The 22,676-nt window shown below is 58.2% G+C and carries 23 protein-coding genes; 13 read left to right on the forward strand and 10 right to left on the reverse strand.

The window, feature by feature from the left end; genetic code table 11:
• The first annotated feature begins 82 nt into the window (after nucleotides 1-82).
• The 3 genes from ACFPPD_RS06425 to ACFPPD_RS06435 are packed head-to-tail and all read left to right on the forward strand — an operon-like array spanning nucleotide 83 to nucleotide 1,903.
• Nucleotides 83-514: an EamA family transporter gene (locus tag ACFPPD_RS06425; RefSeq protein ID WP_209748718.1), complete on the forward strand. Its 432-nt coding sequence runs from the start codon at nucleotides 83-85 to the stop codon at nucleotides 512-514.
• 41 nt (nucleotides 515-555) lie between these two features.
• The gene (locus ACFPPD_RS06430) at nucleotides 556-1,152 is read left to right on the forward strand and encodes an RNA polymerase sigma factor (protein ID WP_209748717.1); all 597 of its coding nucleotides are present in this window, start codon (nucleotides 556-558) and stop codon (nucleotides 1,150-1,152) included.
• Entirely contained in the window at nucleotides 1,127-1,903 is a 777-nt protein-coding gene (locus ACFPPD_RS06435) for a hypothetical protein (RefSeq protein WP_209748716.1), read from the forward strand. Before ACFPPD_RS06430 ends, ACFPPD_RS06435 begins: the two co-directional genes overlap by 26 nt.
• Before the next feature lie 45 nt (nucleotides 1,904-1,948).
• On the opposite strand, the gene ACFPPD_RS06440 is transcribed toward ACFPPD_RS06435, so the two are convergent.
• Genes ACFPPD_RS06440 through ACFPPD_RS06450 form a run of 3 tightly spaced genes read right to left on the reverse strand, consistent with a single transcriptional unit; the run spans nucleotide 1,949 to nucleotide 2,799 of the window.
• On the reverse strand, nucleotides 1,949-2,080 hold the full coding sequence (locus ACFPPD_RS06440) for a hypothetical protein (protein ID WP_378081575.1): 132 nt from the start codon (nucleotides 2,078-2,080) through the stop codon (nucleotides 1,949-1,951).
• Between the two features lie 25 nt (nucleotides 2,081-2,105).
• Complete coding sequence (locus ACFPPD_RS06445) at nucleotides 2,106-2,441, reverse strand: hypothetical protein (RefSeq protein ID WP_209748715.1); 336 nt, start codon at nucleotides 2,439-2,441, stop codon at nucleotides 2,106-2,108.
• Between the two features lie 28 nt (nucleotides 2,442-2,469).
• Nucleotides 2,470-2,799, reverse strand: a complete 330-nt coding sequence (locus ACFPPD_RS06450) for a hypothetical protein (RefSeq protein ID WP_209748714.1) — start codon at nucleotides 2,797-2,799, stop codon at nucleotides 2,470-2,472.
• Nucleotides 2,800-2,935: 136 nt separating this feature from the next.
• Here ACFPPD_RS06450 and asnB point away from each other — a divergent pair, with 136 nt between their 5' ends.
• Nucleotides 2,936-4,792, forward strand: coding sequence for an asparagine synthase (glutamine-hydrolyzing) (gene asnB, locus ACFPPD_RS06455; protein WP_209748712.1), 1,857 nt, complete (start codon nucleotides 2,936-2,938; stop codon nucleotides 4,790-4,792).
• A 66-nt stretch (nucleotides 4,793-4,858) separates the two neighbouring features.
• On the opposite strand, the gene rdgB is transcribed toward asnB, so the two are convergent.
• Nucleotides 4,859-5,491, reverse strand: coding sequence for an RdgB/HAM1 family non-canonical purine NTP pyrophosphatase (rdgB, locus tag ACFPPD_RS06460; RefSeq protein WP_209748710.1), 633 nt, complete (start codon nucleotides 5,489-5,491; stop codon nucleotides 4,859-4,861).
• Nucleotides 5,488-6,234 (reverse strand): ribonuclease PH, encoded by a 747-nt coding sequence (gene rph, locus ACFPPD_RS06465; RefSeq protein WP_209748709.1) that lies wholly within the window; start codon nucleotides 6,232-6,234, stop codon nucleotides 5,488-5,490. The genes rdgB and rph overlap by 4 nt, the downstream gene beginning before the upstream one ends.
• A 141-nt stretch (nucleotides 6,235-6,375) precedes the next feature.
• On the opposite strand from rph, the gene ACFPPD_RS06470 reads away from it, so the two are divergent.
• The 3 genes from ACFPPD_RS06470 to ACFPPD_RS06480 are packed head-to-tail and all read left to right on the forward strand — an operon-like array spanning nucleotide 6,376 to nucleotide 9,966.
• Nucleotides 6,376-7,701, forward strand: coding sequence for a spore germination protein (locus tag ACFPPD_RS06470; protein WP_209748707.1), 1,326 nt, complete (start codon nucleotides 6,376-6,378; stop codon nucleotides 7,699-7,701).
• A gap of 6 nt (nucleotides 7,702-7,707) precedes the next feature.
• Nucleotides 7,708-8,853, forward strand: coding sequence for a hypothetical protein (locus ACFPPD_RS06475; protein ID WP_209748705.1), 1,146 nt, complete (start codon nucleotides 7,708-7,710; stop codon nucleotides 8,851-8,853).
• A gap of 15 nt (nucleotides 8,854-8,868) precedes the next feature.
• Nucleotides 8,869-9,966, forward strand: a complete 1,098-nt coding sequence (locus tag ACFPPD_RS06480) for a Ger(x)C family spore germination protein (protein ID WP_209748703.1) — start codon at nucleotides 8,869-8,871, stop codon at nucleotides 9,964-9,966.
• Nucleotides 9,967-9,968: 2 nt separating this feature from the next.
• On the opposite strand, the gene ACFPPD_RS06485 is transcribed toward ACFPPD_RS06480, so the two are convergent.
• Nucleotides 9,969-11,036: a GerMN domain-containing protein gene (locus ACFPPD_RS06485; protein ID WP_209748701.1), complete on the reverse strand. Its 1,068-nt coding sequence runs from the start codon at nucleotides 11,034-11,036 to the stop codon at nucleotides 9,969-9,971.
• 246 nt (nucleotides 11,037-11,282) lie between these two features.
• On the opposite strand from ACFPPD_RS06485, the gene ACFPPD_RS06490 reads away from it, so the two are divergent.
• Complete coding sequence (locus ACFPPD_RS06490; RefSeq protein ID WP_209748699.1) at nucleotides 11,283-11,828, forward strand: phosphatidylglycerophosphatase A family protein; 546 nt, start codon at nucleotides 11,283-11,285, stop codon at nucleotides 11,826-11,828.
• A gap of 450 nt (nucleotides 11,829-12,278) precedes the next feature.
• On the opposite strand, the gene ACFPPD_RS06495 is transcribed toward ACFPPD_RS06490, so the two are convergent.
• Both ACFPPD_RS06495 and ACFPPD_RS06500 read right to left on the reverse strand, forming a co-directional pair.
• Nucleotides 12,279-12,974 carry a DNA-binding response regulator gene (locus ACFPPD_RS06495; RefSeq protein WP_209748697.1) on the reverse strand — a complete coding sequence of 232 codons (696 nt, stop codon included), beginning with the start codon at nucleotides 12,972-12,974 and terminating at the stop codon, nucleotides 12,279-12,281.
• A gap of 208 nt (nucleotides 12,975-13,182) precedes the next feature.
• Entirely contained in the window at nucleotides 13,183-14,409 is a 1,227-nt protein-coding gene (locus tag ACFPPD_RS06500; RefSeq protein WP_209748695.1) for an MBL fold metallo-hydrolase, read from the reverse strand.
• Between the two features lie 270 nt (nucleotides 14,410-14,679).
• On the opposite strand from ACFPPD_RS06500, the gene ACFPPD_RS06505 reads away from it, so the two are divergent.
• Genes ACFPPD_RS06505 through ACFPPD_RS06525 form a run of 5 tightly spaced genes read left to right on the forward strand, consistent with a single transcriptional unit; the run spans nucleotide 14,680 to nucleotide 21,056 of the window.
• Nucleotides 14,680-16,047, forward strand: coding sequence for a YheC/YheD family endospore coat-associated protein (locus ACFPPD_RS06505; RefSeq protein WP_209748693.1), 1,368 nt, complete (start codon nucleotides 14,680-14,682; stop codon nucleotides 16,045-16,047).
• A complete protein-coding gene (locus ACFPPD_RS06510) occupies nucleotides 16,022-17,203 on the forward strand; it encodes a YheC/YheD family endospore coat-associated protein (RefSeq protein WP_209748691.1) in 1,182 nt (393 codons plus the stop codon). The genes ACFPPD_RS06505 and ACFPPD_RS06510 overlap by 26 nt, the downstream gene beginning before the upstream one ends.
• A 46-nt stretch (nucleotides 17,204-17,249) precedes the next feature.
• Complete coding sequence (locus tag ACFPPD_RS06515; RefSeq protein WP_209748689.1) at nucleotides 17,250-18,626, forward strand: YheC/YheD family endospore coat-associated protein; 1,377 nt, start codon at nucleotides 17,250-17,252, stop codon at nucleotides 18,624-18,626.
• Nucleotides 18,626-19,795: a YheC/YheD family endospore coat-associated protein gene (locus ACFPPD_RS06520; protein WP_209748687.1), complete on the forward strand. Its 1,170-nt coding sequence runs from the start codon at nucleotides 18,626-18,628 to the stop codon at nucleotides 19,793-19,795. Before ACFPPD_RS06515 ends, ACFPPD_RS06520 begins: the two co-directional genes overlap by 1 nt.
• A gap of 55 nt (nucleotides 19,796-19,850) precedes the next feature.
• Nucleotides 19,851-21,056, forward strand: a complete 1,206-nt coding sequence (locus tag ACFPPD_RS06525; protein WP_209748685.1) for a YheC/YheD family endospore coat-associated protein — start codon at nucleotides 19,851-19,853, stop codon at nucleotides 21,054-21,056.
• Nucleotides 21,057-21,144: 88 nt separating this feature from the next.
• Here ACFPPD_RS06525 and ACFPPD_RS06530 read toward each other — a convergent pair whose 3' ends face one another.
• A complete protein-coding gene (locus ACFPPD_RS06530) occupies nucleotides 21,145-21,825 on the reverse strand; it encodes an HAD family hydrolase (protein ID WP_209748683.1) in 681 nt (226 codons plus the stop codon).
• Between the two features lie 110 nt (nucleotides 21,826-21,935).
• Nucleotides 21,936-22,676, reverse strand: a complete 741-nt coding sequence (locus tag ACFPPD_RS06535) for a YheC/YheD family protein (protein ID WP_209748681.1) — start codon at nucleotides 22,674-22,676, stop codon at nucleotides 21,936-21,938.

The following is a 22,676-nucleotide window of genomic DNA, read 5'->3' on the forward strand; positions in this document are numbered from 1 at the left end:
GATAATCCCCTTTCGCGTCGAAATAATAAAGGAATTGTACCGCATGCCGAATGCGGACACTGTCGAATCGGGAGGGAACGTTATGGGAGTTTGGCTCGTCTACGCGTTATTGTCCGCCGCTACGGCGGCGCTCGTCGCGATATTCGGCAAGATCGGGCTCAAAGACATCGACGCCAATTCGGCTACCGCCATCCGCGCCGTCATTATGGCCTTGTTCTTGCTCGGCGTCGTCGCCGTTCAAGGGAAATTCAGTCAGCTCGGGGATATCGTCGCGCAGAAGAAGGCGCTGGCGTTCATCGCGCTTAGCGGAGCCGCCGGGGCGGCTTCTTGGCTTTTTTATTTTCTCGCCCTGAAAGGCGGCAAAGTCGCCCAAGTCGGGCCGATCGACAAGCTGAGCGTCGTGCTCGCCGTCGCGCTCGCGTATTTCTTTCTCGGCGAACGGATTTCCTTGGTCAACGCTCTGGGCGTCGCGATGATCGCCGCCGGCGCGATATTGGTCGCTTGGAAAGCGTAAATGCAGCGAAAGCGAAACCATTTGACCGGCGACGTTGTCTAATGATCGAGGTGGTTGACTTGGAGTCCGAATCTTTCGAGCATCTGAAACATGCGGCGTCATTCGACGACGAGACGTTCAGGAACGTCATGAAGGCTTACGGCCAAGACGTATGGAACTACGCGTTCGCGATGACTCGCAACCGGCACGACGCCGACGACGTCGTTCAATCGACGTTCATTAAGTGCCACGCCGCCGTCGGTTCGTTCCGGGGGCAGTCCTCTTTCCGGACTTGGCTATTCGCCATCGCTCGAAATACCGCGTTCAATGCACGTAAAACCGCATATTGGAGAAGGGTCATTCCGTCTTCCCTCTTGTCCGGCGCCGACGATTCCGGACCTTCTAGCCCGTCGGCCGAACAAACGGTTCTCGATCGGCTAGTCGAAGGCACGCTGTGGGAGAAGCTGCTCCTCCTTCCTCCCAAGTACAGGGAACCGCTATTGCTCGATGCGGTATACGAGCTTAAGCAGCACGAAATCGCTGAGGTGCTCGGACTCTCCGTCGGCGGGGTCAAGACTAGACTGAGCAGGGCACGGGACAAAATGCAAAAGCTGCTGAGGGAGGGAGACGCCCATGACGGAGCATGGATACGTGAATAACGCGGGCAAACCGGACTGGTACTCCGGTCTGAAAAAACCGCCTTTCCGGACTTTCGGGGATAAAGAGATGGACGCGATCGCGAATGCCGTTCATACCCCTCGACGTTCCGGCCGGGGAAGATGGAAAAGGACGGGATCGGCAATCGCCTGCATCGCGCTCTCGCTAGCGGTTCTACTCGCGATCGCCGACCGCTGGCTCTTGTCCGATTCGTCGCGGCTTGCGAATGAAGGAAGCCGATGGAACATGGTCCAGGCGATGGACGCCGAATTCGAAATACCGTCCGATTGGGAACTCGTCAAAACGAAAAACAACCATCGGGATATCCGGGTGGGCGGCGAAACGATCGGCAGCTTTTCCGCGATCCCTTACGGGCTCATCTCTTCGCAAACTTTCGAAGCGTATTATCCAAAAAACGCCAAGCTGCTTTTTACGGACGCGACGATGATGGCTCCCGTCTCGAATGACGGCAGCGATAAGCAGCCCCCTCGGGTGTTGCCGGGAACGCAAACGATCCGTATTCTCTTCCAACTATACGACGATGACGGAAAGCCGTCTTTCATCGAAGACCACTACTACATGATGAAAGCAACGTTCACTTACGATCTCTCTTTCAGGACCGAAAACGTCGATCATGCAACGATCGATCGCGTTTTGAAAAGCTTCGCGTACGTCGGAAATCAGACGGTCAAGCCGTGCGACTCTACCGGCATGATATGCGACTACCCCACGCAAGAAGCTGCCCGCCCCTAATTCGGGGAGGCAGCTTCTTTTTCGTTCGAGATCGGGCCGGTAAGCTTACTTGTTATGAGGCTGCGCCGGATTGTTCTGCGCGGGATGGAACGTATTGTTCTTGAGCGTCTGCTCGGCGAAATCTTCGCCTTTCTTCGCGTAGCCGTTACCTTTGTTTTTCTTGTACTTGTCGCCCATCTTTACCGTTTCACCCCCTCTTCCTTCATATATTTCTGTCCAGCGCTTCCGCGATGCCGGGATAGGCGAGTATTTGCCCGATGAAGTCGTCCCGGTCGTGAGCGCCTATATGGTCCGGGGTCGAGAACATCGGCTTCAGCACGTCCTCGAACGCAGAGTGCAGGTTGTTTTCGAACCAATCGGTCTCGTAATCCGCATCGTTGGCGATCAGCCTGACGAGCGGATAATTTCCGTTCGAGCCGCGCTTGAAGTAAGCGAGCATCTGCGGATCGCGGGGGTGGTCGGTGAATACTTCGATTTCCGCGAAAGGCTGTCCGCCCCGATCGAGCACCCGGCGGAATCGGGCTTCCCTGACTTTCATCGTTCCGTCGTCTCCTCCTCTGTACGGTTCAATGCAAGATGCCCATCGACTCGATGTGCTTTCTCGTCTCGTGAGTACCGAGCTTGTGCAGCATTCGGTAAACGTCCTCGAACAGCGCGTTGTACGTCTCGTCGTCGGAGTCGTTGGAGACGAGCGGATTGCCTTCGAAATGCAACGCCTTATCCTCGTCCGAGTCCTGCAGCTCCTCGAACAGCTCTTGCAGTTGCCGCACTTCGTCCTCGTCGGCGCGGATCGCGAATTCGAACGAAGCCGACTCCTTGTCGGCCAGCACCGATTTCGCCCCGACCGCCACGTAATACGTTTTCTTAGGCGAGATGTCCGCTTCGGTTTTATTCATCTGGAGCGCTTCCCCTTTCCTCGGCGTTGCGCCGACTGTTATCTCCCGTATTTTCTCCACATGGACATACATTTTATTACCTTGTTCGCATATCCATCTTATGATCGGCTTTTCAGGGAAAGGAGGGAGACGGCACATGTGCGGAATCACCGGGTGGATTGAATGGAACGAAGACTTGACGACGAGAGCGGACGCGATCGAGAAAATGACGGAGACGCTCGAGCTGCGCGGACCGGACGCGACCGGCACCTGGCTGTCCCGACATTGCGCCTTCGGGCATCGGCGGTTGTCCGTCATGGATCCCGCGAACGGAGCCCAACCGATGGTCCGGCCCGCCAAAGGCTCGGATACTCACGACTGCGTCCTCGTATACAATGGCGAGTTGTACAACGCTCCGGAGCTTCGCAAGGAACTCGAAGCTATCGGATACAAATTCCGAACCGCTTGCGACACGGAAGTGCTGCTTCTCGCCTACGTGGAGTGGGGGCCGGACTGCGTCGATAAGCTGAACGGCATATTCGCGTTCGCCGTCTGGAACACGGCTGAAGAGAAATTGTTCATGGCCCGCGACCGGCTCGGCGTCAAGCCGTTGTTCTACCGCCGGGAAGAAGGGCGGCTGCTGTTCGGTTCCGAACCGAAGGCGATACTGGCGCATCCGGACGTGCCCGCGGAAGTCGACGCCGAGGGCTTAGCCGAGCTGTTCGTCATCGGGCCCGCCAGAACGCCGGGGCACGGCATTTGGCGCGACATGAGCGAGCTGAAGCCCGGACACTGCATTCAGTTCGACCGTAACGGCTTCAAGGCTACCGTTTACTGGAAGCTCGAAAGCGCGGAGCACGGAGACGACGTCGCCGGTACCGCGCTGAATGTGAGACGATTGCTTGCGGACACCGTGGAACGCCAGCTCGCGTCCGACGTGCCGATCGGCACGTTGCTATCGGGAGGCCTCGACTCCAGCGCGCTTACCGCGCTCGCGGTCGACTATTACCGGAGAACGAACCAGGGTAGCCTGCCGACCTTCTCCGTCGACTACTTGGATAACGACAAGCATTTTCACGCCCACGACTTTCAGCCGAACGCCGACGCCCCTTGGATCATGCGGATGACCGAATATTTGTCCACCGACCACCATTCGATCCAATTCGATACGCCGGAGCTCGTTCAGACGCTCGAGAACGCCGTGCTCGCCAAAGATTCCCCGGGCATGGCGGATATCGACGCGTCGCTGCTCCTCTTCTGCCGGGAAATCAAGAAGGACGTGACGGTCGCCATTTCCGGCGAAGCCGCCGACGAAATCTTCGGCGGTTACCCGTGGTTCCACCGCGACGACGCCTTGAAGGCCGACACGTTCCCGTGGTCGCTGGCGACGGGATTGCGCGCCGGACTGTTGTCCCCCGAGCTGAAGGAAAGGCTTCGGCCTCAAGAATACGTCGCCGACCGCTACGCGCAAGCCGTTGCCGAAGTGCCGTCGCTGCCCGGCGAAGACGAGACTCGTACACGGATGCGGCGCATGTCGTACTTGAACATCACCCGCTTTATGCCGACGCTGCTCGATCGCAAGGACCGGATGAGCATGGCCGTCGGACTGGAAGTGCGAGTGCCGTTCTGCGATCATCGGCTCGTCCAATACGTGTTCAACATTCCCTGGGAAATCAAGACGGCGGGCATGCGGGAAAAAGGCATCCTTCGCAAGTCGCTCGAAGACGTTCTTCCGGATGACGTTCTGTACCGCAAGAAAAGTCCCTACCCGAAGACGCATAACCCGAATTACTTAAGCGCGGTTCGTTCTCTCTTGCTCGAGCGGCTGGACGATCCTTCCTGCCCTCTGCTGCCGCTCCTGAACGTCGCCAAGATCCGCGAGATCGCGGCGGCAGCCGACGCCAGCTCCCATCTGCCTTGGTTCGGACAGCTGATGTCGGGCCCTCAATTATTCGCTTACCTGCTTCAAGTGGATTTCTGGCTGCGCCGTTACAACGTTCGGCTTGCGCTATAAAGAAGAGAAGGGCTTTCCTTCGCCGCGTAGGCGGCTAGGAAAGCCCTTCTTCATACATGCGTTTCGTTACCCGATCAACGCGAGCAATTCGCGGAGCGCGTTGCCGCGGTGGCTGATCGCGTTCTTATCCGCCGGGGTCAATTCCGCCATGCTCTTGCCGCGCGACGATAACCAGAACAACGGATCGTACCCGAAGCCGCCTGCGCCGCGGGCTTCGCGCAAGATCGCTCCTTCGACGGAGCCTTCGGCTTCGAGCTTGCTCCCGTCGGCCGGATCGTACAGCACGAGCACGCACTTGAACCTCGCCGCGCTTAACGTCTCCGGCTCCCCGTCTTCCTCCGACCGATCGCCGCGCTCCCGAATCAACAGCTCCCGAATCAACTTCGCGTTATTATCCGCGTCCGTCGCCCCCGCTCCCGCGTAACGCGCGGAGTAGACGCCCGGAGCGCCGTCCAACTCGTCCACGCACAAGCCGGAATCGTCCGCCAGCACGGGGATGCCGACGATGTCGGCCGTCGCTTTCGCTTTCAGATACGCGTTCTCCGCGAAAGTCTCCCCCGTCTCCTCGATATCCGGCATGCCTTCGACGTCGTGCAAGTCCTTGACGGCGATGCCGAGTTTCCCGAAAGCCTCGGCGAACTCCTTCGACTTGCCGCGGTTGCGCGTGGCGACAAGCACCGTTCCTCCGCTGCCGATCACGGGCGTCCTCCGCCGATTCGCGCTCCCGCTTCGCCTAGCGTTTCCTTCTGCATGGCGACAAGGCGCAAGATCGCTTCCTCCGCAAGCGAGAGCATACGGTCGAGCTCCGTCCGCGAGAACGGGGATTCCTCTCCCGTTCCTTGCACTTCCACGAAAGTGCCTCCGCCGGTCATGACGACGTTCATGTCTACTTTCGCTTTCGAATCTTCATCGTAATTCAGGTCGACGACCGGTTGGTTCTGAATGACGCCGACGCTGATCGAACCCAAGTAGTCGGTCAGCGGATATTTATTGAAGGAAACCGTCCCCGACAGCTTATGGATCGCCAATGCCAGCGCGATGAAAGCGCCCGTGATCGATGTCGTGCGGGTACCGCCGTCGGCTTGAAGCACGTCGCAGTCGAGCGTGATCGTGCGCTCGCCGAGTGCGTGCAGATCGACGACCGAGCGGAGCGCCCGCCCGATCAGCCGCTGGATTTCCATCGTCCGGCCGGTCAGCTTGCCTTTGGCCGCTTCCCTCTGGTTGCGCTGATGCGTCGCCCGGGGGAGCATCGCGTACTCGGCCGTTACCCAGCCTTTGCCTTGATTTTTCAAAAACGGCGGGACCCGTTCTTCCACCGACGCGGTACACAGCACTTTCGTGTTGCCCGCCTCGATCAGAACCGAGCCTTCCGCGTATTTATTCGGATGAAGCTGCACCGCGAACGGTCTTAGCTCATCGTTTTGTCTGCCATCGGATCTCATCGCTTGACCTCCCAATTACTCAATCCTTCCCATTTTACCAGAGGACGAATCCAAAAGCATCCTATCCCGAAGCGTATGATTCCACGGTACGCGGGTAACCTATGCGAAAGATGGAAAATCAAGGGATAGGAGGAACCCGCGATGCTCGTACAAGTCCAACGGCAATTCAAGGATGCCACGGATCTCTTCGCGACGACGCTGGACAACGGCTATTGGCGTATGGAGCTCGCCTACTTCCCCGCCTTGTGCGACGAGAGGATCAAAGACGGGCTTCTCGTTCCGTTCTCCTATCGCTTCGACCCGGACGAGTTCCGCAGAATGCTGCGATCTTTCCCGAAGTACGAAATCGCCGACGACCCCGTCAAGTGGGATAGCCTGCTGCTCAAAGGCTTCGTCCTCATCGAACTGGAGGGCGTCTGCTACTCGTTCAAATCCGACCGCTCGCTGTTCACCCAACCGGACAAGACCCAAATGGAATCCTCGTTGCTAGGGCCTCAATCGGCTTTCACGGAAGATCTCGATTTGAATATGTACATGCTCCGCAAGCGTTACAACGTGCCGGACATGACCGCGGAGCCTTACGAGAAAGGCAGCTTGTCCCGCACGGCGATCTTCGTCGTCTACGACCGCAGGTTCGTTAACCCGGAACTTCTCCGGATGCTCCGTTCCCAGATGAACAAGATCGATTTCGAATTGCTTCAATCCTCCGGTCAAATGAGCAAGGCGCTCGCGGACAAAAGCCACAGGTTCTTCCCGACGATTCTGCAAACGGAGCGTCCCGACTACGTCGCCAAAATGCTCGGACGAGGCAAAATCGCCGTGCTTCTGAACGGTAGCCGGTTCGCGCTGATTCTCCCCGTGCGGCTGTTCGATTTCATGCACGCGATGGACGACGATTACGAGTCGTTCTGGGTTAGCTGGTTTCTTATTTGCTTGCGCTACGTCGCCGTCATCTTAACGATCCTGCTGCCCGCTTCGTATATCGCCATCGTCTCTTATAATCCGGAAATCTTCCGCATCCAGCTAGCCTTCACGATCGACGGAAGCCGCGCGGGCGTTCCTTACCCGTCCTTCATCGAAGTCGCCTTGATGCTCTTCATCGCGGAAGCCCTATTCGAAGCGAGCATTCGGCTCCCCCGCGTCGTCGGTTCGACCGCGACGACGGTCGGCGGTCTTATTCTCGGCCAAGCGGCCCAACAGGCGGGCCTCGTCAGCAGCATCATGATTATCGTGACGTCGGTCGTGGCGATCTCCAATTACCTGATCCCGAACTCGACCTTCAGCCAATCCGTCAGGCTCGTGAAATACGGATTCATCGCCGTTTCCATCTTGTTCGGCTTTAGCGGCATCGTTGTCCTGTTTTTCGCGTTGATCGTGTACTTGTGCCAATTGAGAAGCTTCGGGGAACCGTACATGTCGTTGTTCGCGGAGCAACGAAAGCAAGGATCCCCGGCAGGAAAGAGTTGATTTCCCGTGTCCCGCTACTTCCACTACCATGTCATTTACGTCGGCATGATCAACATCATGCTGTTCGTGCCCTGGATTCTCATCCAACACCGCTTTCACGGTTCCATCGCCTCTATCGCGCTCGTCATCCCGCTCTGCACGCTGGGCGCGTACGTCGCGATCGCGTTGTTCGGGCGATTCCCGGGCATGGGCTTGCCGGAAATCCTCCTAGGCAACATGCCGAGATGGCTCTCGCTGCCTTTGCTTTTCTTCACCGCTTTTTTCTGGTTCGTCGCGGGAATGCTCGTCATTTACTCCTACTCCGCGACGATCCAGCAATTTTTCAACCCGGACATGAACCCTTACTTGTTCACCGGACTTATGATCGCCGCCAGCATCTGGGGAGCGAGCCGCTGCACGCGATCCGTGCAATTCGCGATGGAAATCATCTTGATCCTGTCGGCGCCCTTGATCATCGCCATTTTACTCAAGGCTCTTTTCAACAAGTGGTTGGATTGGGACGCCATCCGCGTCGTCGCCGGATACGTACGAACGAAACCGTCGTTCATTTCGTTCAGCGCCGCTTCCCTCGTATTCGCCGGACACAACACGCTCGTCGTGTTCAACCGGATGATGCCCGCTCCGTCGAGAATCCGACGCCGTTGGATCATTCCGCTGTTCTGCACGTTCTTCCTGCTCGTGTCCGTCTTCATTCCGATCGGTTTTCACGGAACGGTCGGCGTTTCCCACTATATCTATCTCTGGAGCGTCACCGCGGATTCGATGGTGTTGGAGTACGGCTTCGTCTCGCGGGTTCTTTATATTTTCCTGTTGCTCTATACCGCGTTATCGCTGTTATTCGCGATGAATACTTGGCATACGGCGATGGAGGTCGTGAAAAGCATGCGCCCCGGGCATAAACCTCTCACCGAAGAGTTTCCCGTCAAACCGGCCAATTGGTGGATCAACGTCGTCTTCGGCGCGATGACGATCGCGTACGGAATATGGGCGAACGAAAGGCGCAACGAATGGGTAAGCCACGGATGGCTGAACGTTAGGTTGCTCTCGGACGTGTTGACCGTCTCCTTGCTCGCTTTGTTTGTATTCCGGGCTTCGAGATCGGGACATCGTAACGGGAAAAGCGGAGGCGACGGAGCGACCGCCGATTCTTGAAAGGAGGCGAAAACGTTGAGCGTTCGGAAGTTATTTTCGGCGGCGGCGTTGCTGTTCGCGTTCGCGGCGCTCGCGGGCTGCGGGTTCAAGGACATCGACAAGCGTTTCTTCGTCGTGACGATGGGAATCGACCCCGGCAGCAGACCTGACACGGTACGCGTCACCCTCCGGCTCGCGATCCCTTCTTCTAAGATCGATAGCGGGGAAGCGAATACGGAGGTCGAAGTCGAGGAGGCGCCCACGATCGCCGAAGCGGTGCGCCATATCAAGGCTCTCGTCGACAAAGAGCTCGATTTCGGCCAATGCCGCGTTTTTCTTCTCGGCAAGGCGCTGCTGGACAAAGGCGTCGGGGAATCGATGGAGTGGATGCTTCGCCGGCGGGACGTGCAAATGATCTCGTTCGTCGGCATCGCCGAACCGGACGCCAAGACGGTTCTTAGCCTGCATCCGAAATCGGAACGCTACCCTGGCAACGCGTTATTCCTATCTTTCGGCAACGATGGAACGGAATCGTCGTACGCGATGACCGAATATTTATTCGACTGGGCGAGGCGCATGACCGAAACGGGCAAAGACGCTTACATGCCCGTTATCCGGATCGATAAGGACCGGAACTCCTACCGCATCGACAAAGTCGCCTTTATGGACAAGAAAAAACTGCGTCTCACTCTCGATCCGGAGGAGACGCAGCTGTACAACTTGTCGGGACCGCGCTTCGGCAAAAAAGTGCTGGCCGTCCCCGTGAACGGAACACGCGTCGTGATGTCGCTGATGAACGTTCGCACGAGCGTTCGTATCGAAGGCGGAAATAAGCCGGTCGTCCGATTTCGCGTAAGGGCAAACGGGGCCATGGAGGAAATCCCCATCCGTTTCAAGAACGGAGACCTTCAAGCGATCGAAAGGGAAATGGAAGCCCAATTCAACGAAGATCTCGACAAGCTGTTATGCAAAATCCGCGATGCGGGCGTCGACCCCTACGGCTTCGGCCTGCGTTACTTGGCGAGCGTCTTCGGAGGAAGCAAGCAGTGGGCGTACTGGAAGGAAAAATATCCTTCGGTCGACTTCCGGGTAGAAAGCCGGTTCTTGATCCAAGAAACCGGCTTGATCGATTAGCTTCAGCGGGATAGCGCGTTGGCGTAAGCCGGACGCGTCACCGGATGATCGTACGACTTGTTGTCCGAATCGACGAGGGCGTCGTCGCCGTTCATCGCGACCAGAACTTGAGGCGCTCCCGTCGCTTCCGTAAGCGTAAGCACGAGCGCTTCCATCATTTCCGCCGGAACCGGGGACTGCGGCGACCAATCGTCCGACTTCAGCGAGACGTCGACGGTGTCCGCGAGCTGCGAGAGCTTCTCGATCGACAAATCGGAAGTCAGTACCGCCTTCAGCGATGTCTTCGGCAGCGGTCCGGAGATCAATTGCTCGAGCGCCGCTTTGGCCGGATCGGCCTGACGGTTGATGAGGCGGGTGACCGGGACGAAGTATCCCTCTCCGTCTTTCGTTTGCGCCGAGAAATAAAGCGTGACGCCCATCGAACGGCTGAGCTCTACGTCCGCGGCCGATTCGACGTTGATGCCGAATCCGCGCGTCAGCACCGAATCGACGGGAAGCTTGGAGGCTGGCATGGAACGGATCGGCTTGCCGCCGACGGACAGCTTCACCTTGTCGACGCCCGGCAATTCCGTCAGCGTCCATACGAGCGCTTCGATGACCTTGCGTTCTTGTTTGGCGGGAATCTCGGAGAACGGAGCGACGAAATCGACGGATATCGTGTCCTTGTCCTGCACGACGGACTTCGCCGAAGTCCCTTCCGGCAGCACGGCGGCGAACCCCGGAGGCAATTGCTCGGCCGATCGCTTGTTCACGGTCATCCAGGCGATCGCTTTCTCCGCGGTCGTGGACGAAACGTCTTGCGAGCCCTCCATTCGCAGCGACATCGGAGCGAGATAACCGTTCGCGTCGAGCAGATAGACGGTGACGACGTCGCTTTGGTCGCCGAGCGCGGAATCGGCTTCCGCTCCTTGAAGCATCGTTTGTTCGACGATGGAAGGCGGCGGATCGATGCTTTCCGCGGCGTTCTTCGCGCCGTTGCCCCCGAATCCGCATGCCGACAGCAGCGGAAGCAGCGCGAGCAGAAGCGTCCACTTGCCGAACCTCTTTCCTTTGGACAGTCTCGTTTTCATCATTGAATCCTCCTGTTCGGATTAACCGTTAGGGCGAAGCTCCGTTTCGTCTCCGCCAGAATTGTAGTACTATATATACGAGCCTTCGGGATAATTATGAATGTTTGTCCCGGGCAAGCAAAAACGCCTTTGGCGTCCATAGACGCCGAAGCAGCTTTGCGAAGACGATTCGGAAATGGATAAAGCATGCCGAATCGTAGAGTTCATGACGGAAGCCCGCGGGCTTCGGAAAGAGGTGCGTCCACCATGTCCCAACTGAACGTATACCGCCTGAACAGTAAAGAAGTCGCGAAAGCGACGGAGGACTGGCTGACGAAACGGGGAGTCACCAAGGAACAGATCGGACAGCTCGTCATGCTGCTGCAAAAAGACTATTTCCCCGAATTGACGCTCGCCGAGTGCGTGTTGAACGTCGAATCCGTCCTTTCCAAGAGAGAGGTGCAAAATGCCGTTCTGACCGGTATCCAGCTCGACATGCTGGCGGAGGAAGGTAAGCTGCTGCCCCCTTTGCAAAATATGATCGCTCACGACGAAGGGCTGTACGGCTGCGACGAGGTGCTGGCTCTCAGCATCGTTAACGTGTACGGCAGCATCGGCTTCACGAACTTCGGGTACGTCGACAAGCTAAAACCCGGCGTGCTTCGCAAGCTGAACGACAAGAACAGCGGGGAAATCCACACGTTCCTCGACGACATCGTCGGCGCGATCGCCGCCGCGGCTTCCAGCCGCATCGCCCACCGCAAGCAAGCGGAGCGCGAAGAAGCGGCGGAAGCGGTTGGCGGTGGAGAGTAAATTCGCGGGCTAGGAGTAGTTGGCAACGGGTGTGAGTAGCTCGGGCTAGATAGGCTGCGGGTGTGAGTAGCTCGGGCTAGATAGGCCGCGGGTGTGAGTAGCTCGGGCTAGATAGGCCGCGGGTGTGAGTAGCTCGGGTTAGATAGGCCGCGGGTGTGAGTAGCTCGGGCTAGACAGGCCGTTAGTGCGAGATAGTAATGTTGCATTGACGGCGAGCGTGCATTGCCACGTGTTCTCATTGGCGCTGGTGCGATTAATTGCTTAAAAGCAATAAATCAAACGGTAGCTTCAAAAAAAGCCGAAGTTATTGCTTTTAAGCAATTACTTCGGCTTTTTTACGCGCATCTTTCGAATTTGGAGCGATATATTGCTGAAAAGCAGTAAATGTCGCCTTGTTAGGGGACTCTCACTTTTTATTTGCTTTTACGCAATTAATTCATTCTTTTTGATTTACAGAATTTTATGGATTTGTCTTTCGTCCAAGATGAGTCGCCAGGAGTGCATGCGTCTGACGCCCCCGCCTTCCGATTGAAACCATTGACGACGCACGAGCTTGTCCATCGTAGCCCGTGCCATTCGATACCCGCAAGGAACAGTTAATTGCACATCCGGGAGCTTCAGCGGCCTCCCGAGACGTATCGCCAACCTTACGATTTCCTTTTCCGCCGCGCTGACCGTCTCGAACGCTCCTTCGGCCGACTCTCCGAATAGGCGCCACATCATTTGCTGAATAAGTTGCTGCCATAGCCGAGGGCGTTGGCGAACGTCATCGTAACTGATCCGGACGACGATCCAATCATTGTTGAGAAGATGCATTTGGCGAACCCATTGATTGCTGAATTGATCCCGAGAAATGCGTTGTAGATGCGGACCGAATCCGTCGATTTCGAATGCAATCTTAATAGGCGGCCGAATATAGGCCAGATCGATAAACCTCTTTCCTTCCAAAAAATCGGTCACCTCATATTCCGGTTGCAGATGCCTTAGTTTTCCGAATGCCGGCCACCATACTTGAATCAACATTTCTTTTTCCGCATGGCCGAGACCGCCTTTCAATCGCCTAGCCCTTTCTCCTTCGCATCGGAAAAGTTGCTGCTCCAGCCACTTCCCATAATCCGCCTCGAATCCTCCGGCGTGCATCACCATCGACAATCGCTTCCTTTCCAAAAAAATAGCGCCGTTCATTCGGGGATATTCCCGAATGAACGGCGCATGCTTTGCGTCTATGGCGAGAGTTTATCAAATATCTTCTTCGGTGTCCATACTCGCTTAAAGAAAACGGCTATCTCCAAGTAAGACAACGGGATCACCGGCAGATTAGAAACGCATGCCGGACACAATAACTGCATGCCCATCAATCAGACACGCGGTAAAATATCCGCCTATCCCCCGTCGCCGTAGCAGTCTCGAAGCGTTCGGCCGTGCCGCGCTTTGCCATGTGCTCGAGATGGGCGATCGTCTCCGCCAGCGCGAAGCGCAGGTTGTGCGTGTTGCCGCGCAAACGGGCGCCGAACAGGAGCTCGCACACTTCGAACGCGGATTTATCGAGGGAACCGGCGCGATCTACTTCGGATCCATTCCCCGCCGAATTCACGCTTCCGCCGCTATCCCTCTCGCCGTCGCCGCTTTCGCTACTTACATCGTCGCCGCCACCTCTACCGCCGCTATCGCTTCCGAGGCTCACGCCAACGCCGCCACTTCTTACATCGCTCTCGCTATCTCCTCTACCGCCGCTCCCCCCATTCGCGAGCAGCTCCGCCATCTTGAGGAGCCGACGCTCGTGATGGTCGAGAAGCTCCGCAATGCGTTCGCGGTAATCAGGGAACGGGTCGCGATGCCCCGGATAGACGAGGCTAACCTCGAGCGACTCCAGCCGCCGCAAGCTATCCAAGAACGAACCGAGCGGATCGGGATCCCCTCCCGGCATCCAGCCGATATTCGGAGAGATGTCCGGCAGCACCTGATCCCCGCATAGCAACCTTCCGCTAGCGGCATCGTGGAGCAACAGATGCCCCGGGGCGTGGCCTTCCCCGCCGTAGACCGTCCACTCCGCCCCGCCGAGACGAACGGTATCTCCGACGCTCAGTATTCGCACATCGTCCGGCTGAGGCGACACTTTCGCCGCGAATCCGTCCATATGCGCCAGCATGTCCCCGGCCAGTACCTCGGCGAGGCCGTGCTCCGCGAAAACCGCCGTCAGCTCGGCGGAGAACGTCTCCCCGTCTCCCCACAGCCGGACCGCGTTGTCCCGCGCTACCTTCGACATGAGCACCGGCGCGCCAGTCTTCTCCATGAACCAGCCGGCCAAACCGTAATGATCGGGGTGGTGATGCGTCACCACGATCGTGCGGATATGCCGCCAGTCGATGCCCCGTTCGGCCAAGACGCCGTTCCAGAAAGTCTCGGTCTCGTCACTCCGCAAACCGGGGTCGACGAGCGTCCAGCCCGCCTCCTCTTCCGCTCCCCCCTCCGGCAGCAAGTAGGCGTTCACCCATTTCAAAGAGTAAGGCAACGGAACTTTGACTTGCAGCCAGCCTTCCCCGAGCTCCGTTACCGTTCCTCCGCCGAATCTATCGTTCATCCGGATCCCCTTCCGTCCAGTCGATCTGTCGTTTTCCTGCAACGCGGTCGCCCAATCTTGCTTCGTTCGCGCGAACGAATAATCCCGCGCCGGCGCTTGCTTTGTTCCATCATAACATCGTTCGACGCCAAGTCCCAATCCGAATAGGTCAATCACCGATAGATATCTGTCCTCATACAATGGAGTATTCTCGCTAGCCCTCGGGAAGGAAGCCTAGGAGAGCCTTCGTCACGCCACGACGACATTCGCAAGGTGGAAGGAGCACCCCACATGTCCACCCCGAAAATCGACGTCCAGGTCATCAGCTCCGGCATACTGTCCGACGACGTCCTGATGCTGGGGGAATCCATGCTGAAGCAGTGGAGGATCCCTGCACAGCAGCATCTCGTATTGCAATTCGGTTCTTTTCGCCACGCGGTCACGATCGTCCCCGTCCCCCGATACGAGGGCTTGCGCATCAGCCAGACGCTGGCGAGGCGTATGGGCATTTTTTCGGGCACTCCTCTTCGCCTGCATTACCAGGCAGTCAGCAGGACGCTCGCGCTCGGACCGCTGATCGGCGTGCTCATCAGCCGCGACAATCCGGAGCAATCGGAGAAGCCGTTCGGGGACATCACGATGTTCTGCCGGGAACTGACCGACGCCTGCAGAAGCCAGGGGGCTTACGTCTACTTTTTCACGCCGAACGCGATCGGGGCCAGCTTAACGACGGTAGAAGGATGGGTGTACGCGAAGGGCTGGCATCGGATGAATTTACCGGCTCCCAACGTCGTGAACAACCGCCTGACGTCGCGTAAGCTGGAAAACCGGCCTATCGTGCAGCAGTTTATCCGGGAAATCAAACATCGATTCGGCGCCCAAGTGTTCAACGAAAAGTTTCTCGACAAATCCGAAGTGTTCGACGCGCTCAAGAGAGACCCTTCCCTGCAAAAGTACTTACCCGAATCCCATCTTCTGCAAAACTATACGATGCTCAAGAGCATGTGCTCCCGCTACTCCTCCGTCTTCCTGAAACCAGTCAGAGGCAGCCTCGGCAAAGGCATTATCCGGCTAACCCGCATCGGCCCGGAAAATTGGCAGGCTTCGTACGCGACCGTCAGCGGCACGAAACGGCAATCGTTCTCCAGTCTCGCGAAGCTATTCTCTTCGATCGCCGGCAAAATGAAAACGGTGCGCTACTTGATCCAGCAAGGCTTGAATCTGATCGAGGTCGGCGGCAGGCCCGTCGATTTCCGGGCGCTGACCCAGAAAAACGCCACCGGCAAATGGGCGATCACCTCGATCGTCGGACGAACGGCGGACAGCCAACACTTCGTGTCCAATCTCGCAAGAGGCGGCACGCTGTCCACGGTCAAGGAAGCGGTCGCCAAGTCCAATCTTCCCGCCGCTCAACGGGGAGACGCTTCCGCGCGCCTATCGAAGGCGGCGCTGGACATCGCCCGCGGCGTAGACGCCTACATTCCCGCTCATTTCGCGGAGCTCGGTATCGATCTGGCGCTTGATTCGTCCGGACGCGTATGGCTTATCGAAGTCAATTCGAAACCTTCGAAGAACGATAATACACCGCTTAAGGAAGGAAAAATCCGTCCGTCGGTACGGATGATCATCCAATATGCCAGGTTTATCTCCGGTTTTTAACGCCCGTACCGCCGAAGCCTCTCCGGCCGTGCTCGGTATACTCGTCTGCGAACGCGACGATCGGCCGCCTTTCGCCGAGAGCGCCTTTCTGCGGCGATTGGACCGCATCGGGTCGCGACGCGGACTTCGCGTAATGGCATTTGCCCCGTGGACGTGGGATTGGCGCGAAGGCACGGTCAAAGGATGGACGTGGGATACCGGTGAACGGCGCTGGATCACGGCCCGAGAGCCGCTCCCCGCCGTCGCCTACGATCGGGCGTGGCCCGAGACGGACGACGAGAAGCGCCGTTACCGCGCCGCCTTGCGCCGGCTAAGGGAAAACGCGAAGCTGACCCTTCTGAACGGATGTCTGCCCCACAAAGGCAAAGTATACGAATCGCTCGCCAAGATCGGGTCGCTCCGAAAGTTGATTCCGCCGACCGCCTTGTACCGGGGACCCGATTCGCTATCGGAATGGCTGAACGAATACGCCGGCGCCGCTTTCCTGAAGCCGATCGCCGGCAGCAAAGGACGGCGGGTCGCCGCCGTCTCGGAGCGACGGGACGGAACGGTGGCGTTGACGGGACGCCTGAACGACAATCGTCCGTTCCGCATCGAAGCCGCGAACCGGCGGGAAGCGATCGATCGGTTGGCCCGCTGGATCGGCGACCGCTCTTACTTGATGCAGCCTCTGCTAGAATTGAACAACGAAGACGGCAATCCGTTCGACCTTCGCGCCTTGATGCAGAAAGACGCGGACGGCCGTTGGGCGCTCACGGGCATCGCCGCCCGATTAGGGGCGGCCGGCACGGTGACCGCGAACTTGCACGGCGGAGGCACCGCCGCGCCCGCGTACGGGACGCTCGCCCGGCAATTCGGGGAATGTCGAGGACGGGAGTTGCTGCGAAAGGCGACCGATGCGTCGTTCGCGATCGCGGCAAGCTTGGAAACCTCGTTCGGACGCATGGCCGAAATCGGTTTGGACTACGGAATAGACCGTAACGGGAAGCTATGGTTTCTGGAAGCGAACGCCAAACCCGGACGCGCAGCCATGGCATCCGCGGGCGCAAGCGCGGCGAGCGCCGCCGCCGAGCGGCCGCTGTCCTATGCCAAATCTATCCTGCTTCGACTTGCGACAACCGACAATCGGTGCTCGCCGCAAGGTAACGGTTGCTGACTTGCGCCGCCGGGTAACGGTTGCGCTTCACCTAGGAGGGTAATTCATGAGTTTGACAATCTGTAACGTCCATTTCACGCAGCAGCCGGAACGTATCGTATGGTTTTCCAGCCCGCTTGCGAAGCTCCTCAAGCTCGGCGGACGCAAATCGATCAACGTCAAGCTCGGCAAAGACACCGTTCCCGCGACGGTTCGGACGATCAAACGCAAAGGCCACCATATGTACATGTCCGCGGGGCTTCGGCGTTCCGTTCGCGTCCCGAAATCCGGCAACGTCTACCTGACCAACGAAGAGGGCGAAGACATCCAGCTCGGTCCGTTGATCGGCGTCTTGACCGACAGCGTCTCGCGCTCGTCCGCCGCGCCTTTCGGGGAACGGTCCGGCTTCGTGAAGCAATTGCTTCTCCTCGGGCAGAAGAAGGCGTATTTCTTCGCTTTCACGCCTCGCGACATCAATTGGCAGCAGGAGACGATCCATGGTTGGTTTCTCGACGGAGGCGGCGGCTGGACGCGGCGGGTCGTGCCTTTGCCCGACGTCGTGTACAACCGCCTGCCCAGCCGCCGCGCCGAGACGGGCACGACGATCACGACGCTTCGCGAACGGTTCATCCGCAAGCAGATTCCCTTTTTCAACTGGAGCTTCTTCAACAAGTCGGACGTCTACACGATGCTCGACAAAGATCCGGAGGCGCTCCGCCATCTGCCCGAGTCGATCAACAATCCGACTACGGAAAAAATCAAGGAGTTGCTCGAGAAGCATCAGTTTCTGTACTACAAGCCGACGGCGGGCAGTCTGGGCGTCGGCATATACCGGCTCACCTACCACCCCCGCAAAGGCTATTTCGTCCGCTACAGGAACAGCGGGGGCAACGTGCTTCTCCGGTTCAGCCAATTTTCCGGACTCATGAAAATGCTCCGGGCCCGCCACGGCTCTCAACTCAGCAGCTACGTCGTCCAGCAAGGCATCCGTCTCGTCGAGATCGACAATTGCCCGATCGACTTCCGGTTCCATATGCACAAGGACGGCCGCAACGAGTGGGTCGTCGCCGGCATCGGCGCCAAGAAGGCGGGACGCGGGAGCGTCACGACGCACATCAAGAACGGCGGCTCGCTCATGACGCCCGAGCAGGCGCTCAGCCGCACGTTCGGCGCGAAAGCCGACGACGTGCTAAATGAAGCGAAGGAAGTGGCGATCCGGCTGTCCGAAGCGATCGAGCGCAACTATTCTCATACGCTGGGAGAGCTGGGACTCGACATCGGCATCGACCGCGACGGCGCGGTATGGATGTTCGAAGCGAACGCCAAGCCGGGAAGGTCGATTTTCAAGCATCCCGCGCTTAAGGAACAGGGCAAAGCTTCCCTCGAGTATATCCTCGATCACTGCCTGTACTTGAGCAAATTCCGCAGGAAGGAAGAAACGTAATGCTCCTGAAGCTCCCCCCTGCGAAAGTCGAAGCGACGGAAGCGGCGGCCGATAAACCGGTCGTCGCGATTTTGACCATCGAGGACGATATCCAATTGTTCCGCGGCAACCGCAGCAATTTCGCGGACTTGATCCGCACAGGCGAAAGCTTGGGCATCGTCACGTACGTAGTCACTATAAAGCACTTGAAGCTGGGCGCTCCCCGCATTCTGGGCTTCTCGATCCGCCCGGGCGAAGAGACGTGGGTCCAATCCTGGTATCCCCGTCCCACTATCGTCTATAACCGGATTCCCCAGCGGGAGGACGAAAGGCAACCCCACGTGAAGAAAAAACTGGCCGCTCTGTCGAGACGACCGGACATTCGGCTGTTCAACCGGCGTTTCTTCAACAAATGGTCGTTGTTCCAGTGGTTGAACGAGAACAAGACGACGAAATCTTACATTCCCGAAACGAGAAAGCTGACCGACGCCTACGTGCTGAGCAGCCTGCTGAAGAAACATAAAACGCTGTATCTCAAGCCCGTCAGGGGCAAAGCGGGCGTCGGCATCATGACCGTGTCGGTCCAGACGGAGAAAAAACTTCCCTACCGGCTTCAAATGCAAGAAGAGAAAGGAAGCCGAACGTTCCGCTGCGGAACGATGAGAAGGCTGTGGGACCGGATCGTCAAGCAATCGGCCAATCTCGGAGAGCCATATATCGCGCAGCAGGGCATTACGCTGGCCGCCGTGAACAACCGGCCGTTCGACTTGAGGGCGCTCGTGCAGAAAAACGGCTACGGTCAATGGGAATTGTCCGGCATCGGGGCCCGCGTCGCCGGCGACTCCAGCATTACGACCCACGTGCCGCGCGGCGGATACATCGACGATCCGGAGAACCTTCTCGTCTCCATCTTCGGCAAGGAGCAAACCGGGAAAATGCTTTTTAAGGTACAAGGGGCGGCGATCACGATCGCCAAGCAAATCGAACGCTCCTGCCATAGCCGCCTTTGCGAGATGTCGATGGATCTCGGTGTGGACACGGATGGCCACGTGTGGTTTTTCGAGGCAAATTCGAAGCCCATGAAATTCGACGAACCCCATATCCGCAACAAGTCGTTGGAGCGGATCTTTCAATACAGCCAATACTTGCACCGGTTGAAGCAAAGCGTCAAAGGAGGCGCGGGCACTTGATGCCGACTGACCGTCCGCGGCTTCGTCCCCGTCCCGGAGTTGGAGGTAACCGAACATGGCCAAACCCGTTCTAGGCATTCTTACCCTGTATTTGAACGAATCCAAGAAGTTGGAGGAGCGGCCCATCTACGAGAAGATGATCGCGGCCGGCAGCAAAATCGGTATCTCCGCCTTCGTCTTCACGCCGCAGGACGTCGAGGACGAAGAAGGCAAAATCCACGCGCTAGTCTATAATCCGGACACGAAAAAATGGAGCCGGCGCTGGGTGCGCTTTCCGAACGTCATCTACGACAGATGCCGCATCCAGAAGAGCGCGAGATTCCAGCAACTGCTCGCGTTCCGCAAGAAGTACGCCCACCTGCACTTCTTGAACCGGCCGTTGCGCAACAAATGGACCGTCTACCGGACGCTTGGCAAAGTGGCCGCTTTTCGTCCCCATTTGCCGCTGACCGGGCCTTACCAAACGTCGGACGACGTCGTCCAGATGCTTCGTAAGTATCCGACCGTCTACTTAAAACCGATCAACGGCACGGGGGGCCGTGGCATTCTGCGCATCGACCGCACGAAGAGCGGCGGTTTCCTGTTGCAGGGCCGCAACCATGCCCGGACGATCGTTCAGCCGCGCAAAGTCTCCCGGGGCGGCTTAACCTCAGCGCTGTCCGATTGGGATACCCGCGGCGAGCGCTATATCGTGCAGCAAGGGCTCAACATCAAGCTTCCGAACGGCCGAGTTCACGATTACCGCATGCTCGTCCAGAAGAACGGCGCGGGCAATTGGGAAGTAACTGGTTGCGCGGGAAGGATCGGCCCCGCGCGAAGCATCACTTCGAATCTGCACGGCGGAGGCGAAGCCGCCTCCATGAACGCCTTGCTGCGACACTGGATCGGCGACGAGTCTGACATCGCGGCCATTCGGAAAACGGCGGAAAACTTCGGCATCGGCGTCGCCCGCCATCTCGAGTCTTCCTACGGCGCCCTATGCGAATTGGCGCTCGATCTCGCGATCGACCGAAGCGGCAGAGTGTGGCTGATCGAGGTCAATCCGAAGCCTTCCCGGGAAGTATTCAAGAAAGCCGGAGAACGCGATACGTACCGGAACGCCATCGTCCGTCCGATCGAATACGCGCTATGGGCATACAAGCAACGCAAAGACCAGCGAAGCCACAACTCGTCCCAATCCTCGGCAACCCGATCGGACGCGAACCCGGAGCAACTCTTGATCGAGAACATCATCGCCGAATTCGGACATTCGCACGGATGAGCCGGTCTCCGCCTCGTTCTGGCGCAACGCAAGAAGGGACACCCCCTCGAACGGACGGGTTGTCCCTCGTTGCGTTTTCGCGCGGCGTTTACGGTAACAGCTTTAATATTTCCGCGAATTCGCCGATGACGGTGTCGGAGCCGTCCAATTCGCCTTCCCTGCGGAAGCCGGCGTAGTCGCAGCCGACGACGTACAAGCCGTTGCGCTTGCCCGCTTCCACGTCGGAAGATCTGTCGCCGACCATCCAAGCCTGCGAGACGCCGTACTGATCGAGCAGCAGCCGGACGAGATCGACTTTGCTCGCCGTCTCGTATTCCCCGGCGCTGTAGAACGCTTCGAACAGATCGCCGATCTCCCTGCCCGCCGGAACGCCTTTGACGTAGGCCTCCAGACCGTTGCTCGCGATGAACAGTCGGATCCCCCTGCCGCGAAGCTCGCGCAGCGTTCCCGCGACTCCCGGATACAGAATGCCGCATCCGGCGGCCAACTCCTCCATCTCGTATTGCAGAAGCAAGACATTGGCCCGTTCATGCGCTTCCGGAGACCCCTCGGGCATGACCCGCCTCCAAATATCGGACAGAAGCATGCCGAGCGATCCGAGCAACGTGTCGATCGAAGGCGTCGGCAGCGTGTACAAGCCTTCTTTCAGAAGCGTCTCGAACACCCGGCGATGAACCGTTTCGAGTAGCGTTTCGGTTTGGAACAACGTGCCGTCCAAGTCGAAAATCATCGCCTCGGGCGTGTTCGGAGCTTTCGCGTATTCGTTCATTTGAGTCTCCCTTGAAGTGTAGTCGGACATTCGTCGATGAGTCGATGAGTCGATTCTATAATAGTATAGCAAAAAAGCCCCCGGAGGGAGGTTTAGTTCGAACACGAAGATCATTTGCGGCCGCAGGCCATTTCGTACCTGCGGATTTTCCGGAAGATCGACGGATCGGGCAACTTGCGGAAAATATACGGATCCGGACTCGTGTTCACCTCGATAATCCACGGCTTGAACGAACGGTCCAATCCGATGTCGAGCCCAACCTCGCATACGTTCGGGAATCGGGCGCGCATTGCCCTCCCCGCGCGGATGCCTAATCGATCGAACAGTCGCAGCTTGACGCGAATCGCCTTCGGGCTCAGGTATTCGGAGAGCAGTCTGTCCGCAGCGACGAGCTTCCCGCCCCCGTGGTAGTTCGTGACGATTTTGCCCGGCGCGGCGACGCGCCCGATGATGCCCGTCGCCTCCCACTTTCGCTGCGGGCTCAATTGCGCCATGACGCGCAGATCGAACCTCCTGCCCCTGTATTTCAACAGACCGATTCCCATTTGAACGAGGTACTTACGCCCGTTCGTCGCCTTCTTGACGGCATTGTACAGCGAATCGAAAGAATCGAACTCCCTCGCCCGCGTGCCGAGCTGGTACCGGTAACGTCCGCCTCCGATCCAGACCCGCATGACGCCTTTGCCGTGCGTGCCGACCATCGGCTTGACGTACACCATCCCGTATTCGTCCAGCATTTTCCGAAGGCTCGCCCGGTCGAATTTGACCGTGCGGGGTATGAGCGGCTTCAGCTTGCCGTCCGCTCGCAGCGCCGACGTTTTTTTCCACTTGCTTCCCACGTGCTGAGCCAC

The sequence above is a fragment of the Cohnella suwonensis genome (assembly GCF_042655365.1).
In the GTDB taxonomy this organism is placed as follows: domain Bacteria; phylum Bacillota; class Bacilli; order Paenibacillales; family Paenibacillaceae; genus Cohnella; species Cohnella suwonensis.

Coding starts and splice junctions, on each gene's coding strand:
- ACFPPD_RS06435 (WP_209748716.1), top strand. CDS start 1,127: ATGACGGAGCATGGATACGTGAATAACGCGGGCAAACCGGACTGGTAC.
- ACFPPD_RS06450 (WP_209748714.1), bottom strand. CDS start 2,799: ATGAATAAAACCGAAGCGGACATCTCGCCTAAGAAAACGTATTACGTG.
- ACFPPD_RS06520 (WP_209748687.1), top strand. CDS start 18,626: ATGCTCCTGAAGCTCCCCCCTGCGAAAGTCGAAGCGACGGAAGCGGCG.
- ACFPPD_RS06525 (WP_209748685.1), top strand. CDS start 19,851: ATGGCCAAACCCGTTCTAGGCATTCTTACCCTGTATTTGAACGAATCC.
- ACFPPD_RS06485 (WP_209748701.1), bottom strand. CDS start 11,036: ATGAAAACGAGACTGTCCAAAGGAAAGAGGTTCGGCAAGTGGACGCTT.
- ACFPPD_RS06515 (WP_209748689.1), top strand. CDS start 17,250: ATGAGTTTGACAATCTGTAACGTCCATTTCACGCAGCAGCCGGAACGT.
- ACFPPD_RS06510 (WP_209748691.1), top strand. CDS start 16,022: ATGCCAGGTTTATCTCCGGTTTTTAACGCCCGTACCGCCGAAGCCTCT.
- ACFPPD_RS06490 (WP_209748699.1), top strand. CDS start 11,283: ATGTCCCAACTGAACGTATACCGCCTGAACAGTAAAGAAGTCGCGAAA.
- ACFPPD_RS06505 (WP_209748693.1), top strand. CDS start 14,680: ATGTCCACCCCGAAAATCGACGTCCAGGTCATCAGCTCCGGCATACTG.
- ACFPPD_RS06495 (WP_209748697.1), bottom strand. CDS start 12,974: ATGGTGATGCACGCCGGAGGATTCGAGGCGGATTATGGGAAGTGGCTG.
- ACFPPD_RS06440 (WP_378081575.1), bottom strand. CDS start 2,080: ATGGGCGACAAGTACAAGAAAAACAAAGGTAACGGCTACGCGAAGAAA.
- ACFPPD_RS06530 (WP_209748683.1), bottom strand. CDS start 21,825: ATGAACGAATACGCGAAAGCTCCGAACACGCCCGAGGCGATGATTTTC.
- asnB (WP_209748712.1), top strand. CDS start 2,936: ATGTGCGGAATCACCGGGTGGATTGAATGGAACGAAGACTTGACGACG.
- ACFPPD_RS06430 (WP_209748717.1), top strand. CDS start 556: ATGATCGAGGTGGTTGACTTGGAGTCCGAATCTTTCGAGCATCTGAAA.
- ACFPPD_RS06500 (WP_209748695.1), bottom strand. CDS start 14,409: ATGAACGATAGATTCGGCGGAGGAACGGTAACGGAGCTCGGGGAAGGC.
- ACFPPD_RS06445 (WP_209748715.1), bottom strand. CDS start 2,441: ATGAAAGTCAGGGAAGCCCGATTCCGCCGGGTGCTCGATCGGGGCGGA.
- rph (WP_209748709.1), bottom strand. CDS start 6,234: ATGAGATCCGATGGCAGACAAAACGATGAGCTAAGACCGTTCGCGGTG.
- ACFPPD_RS06470 (WP_209748707.1), top strand. CDS start 6,376: ATGCTCGTACAAGTCCAACGGCAATTCAAGGATGCCACGGATCTCTTC.
- ACFPPD_RS06425 (WP_209748718.1), top strand. CDS start 83: ATGGGAGTTTGGCTCGTCTACGCGTTATTGTCCGCCGCTACGGCGGCG.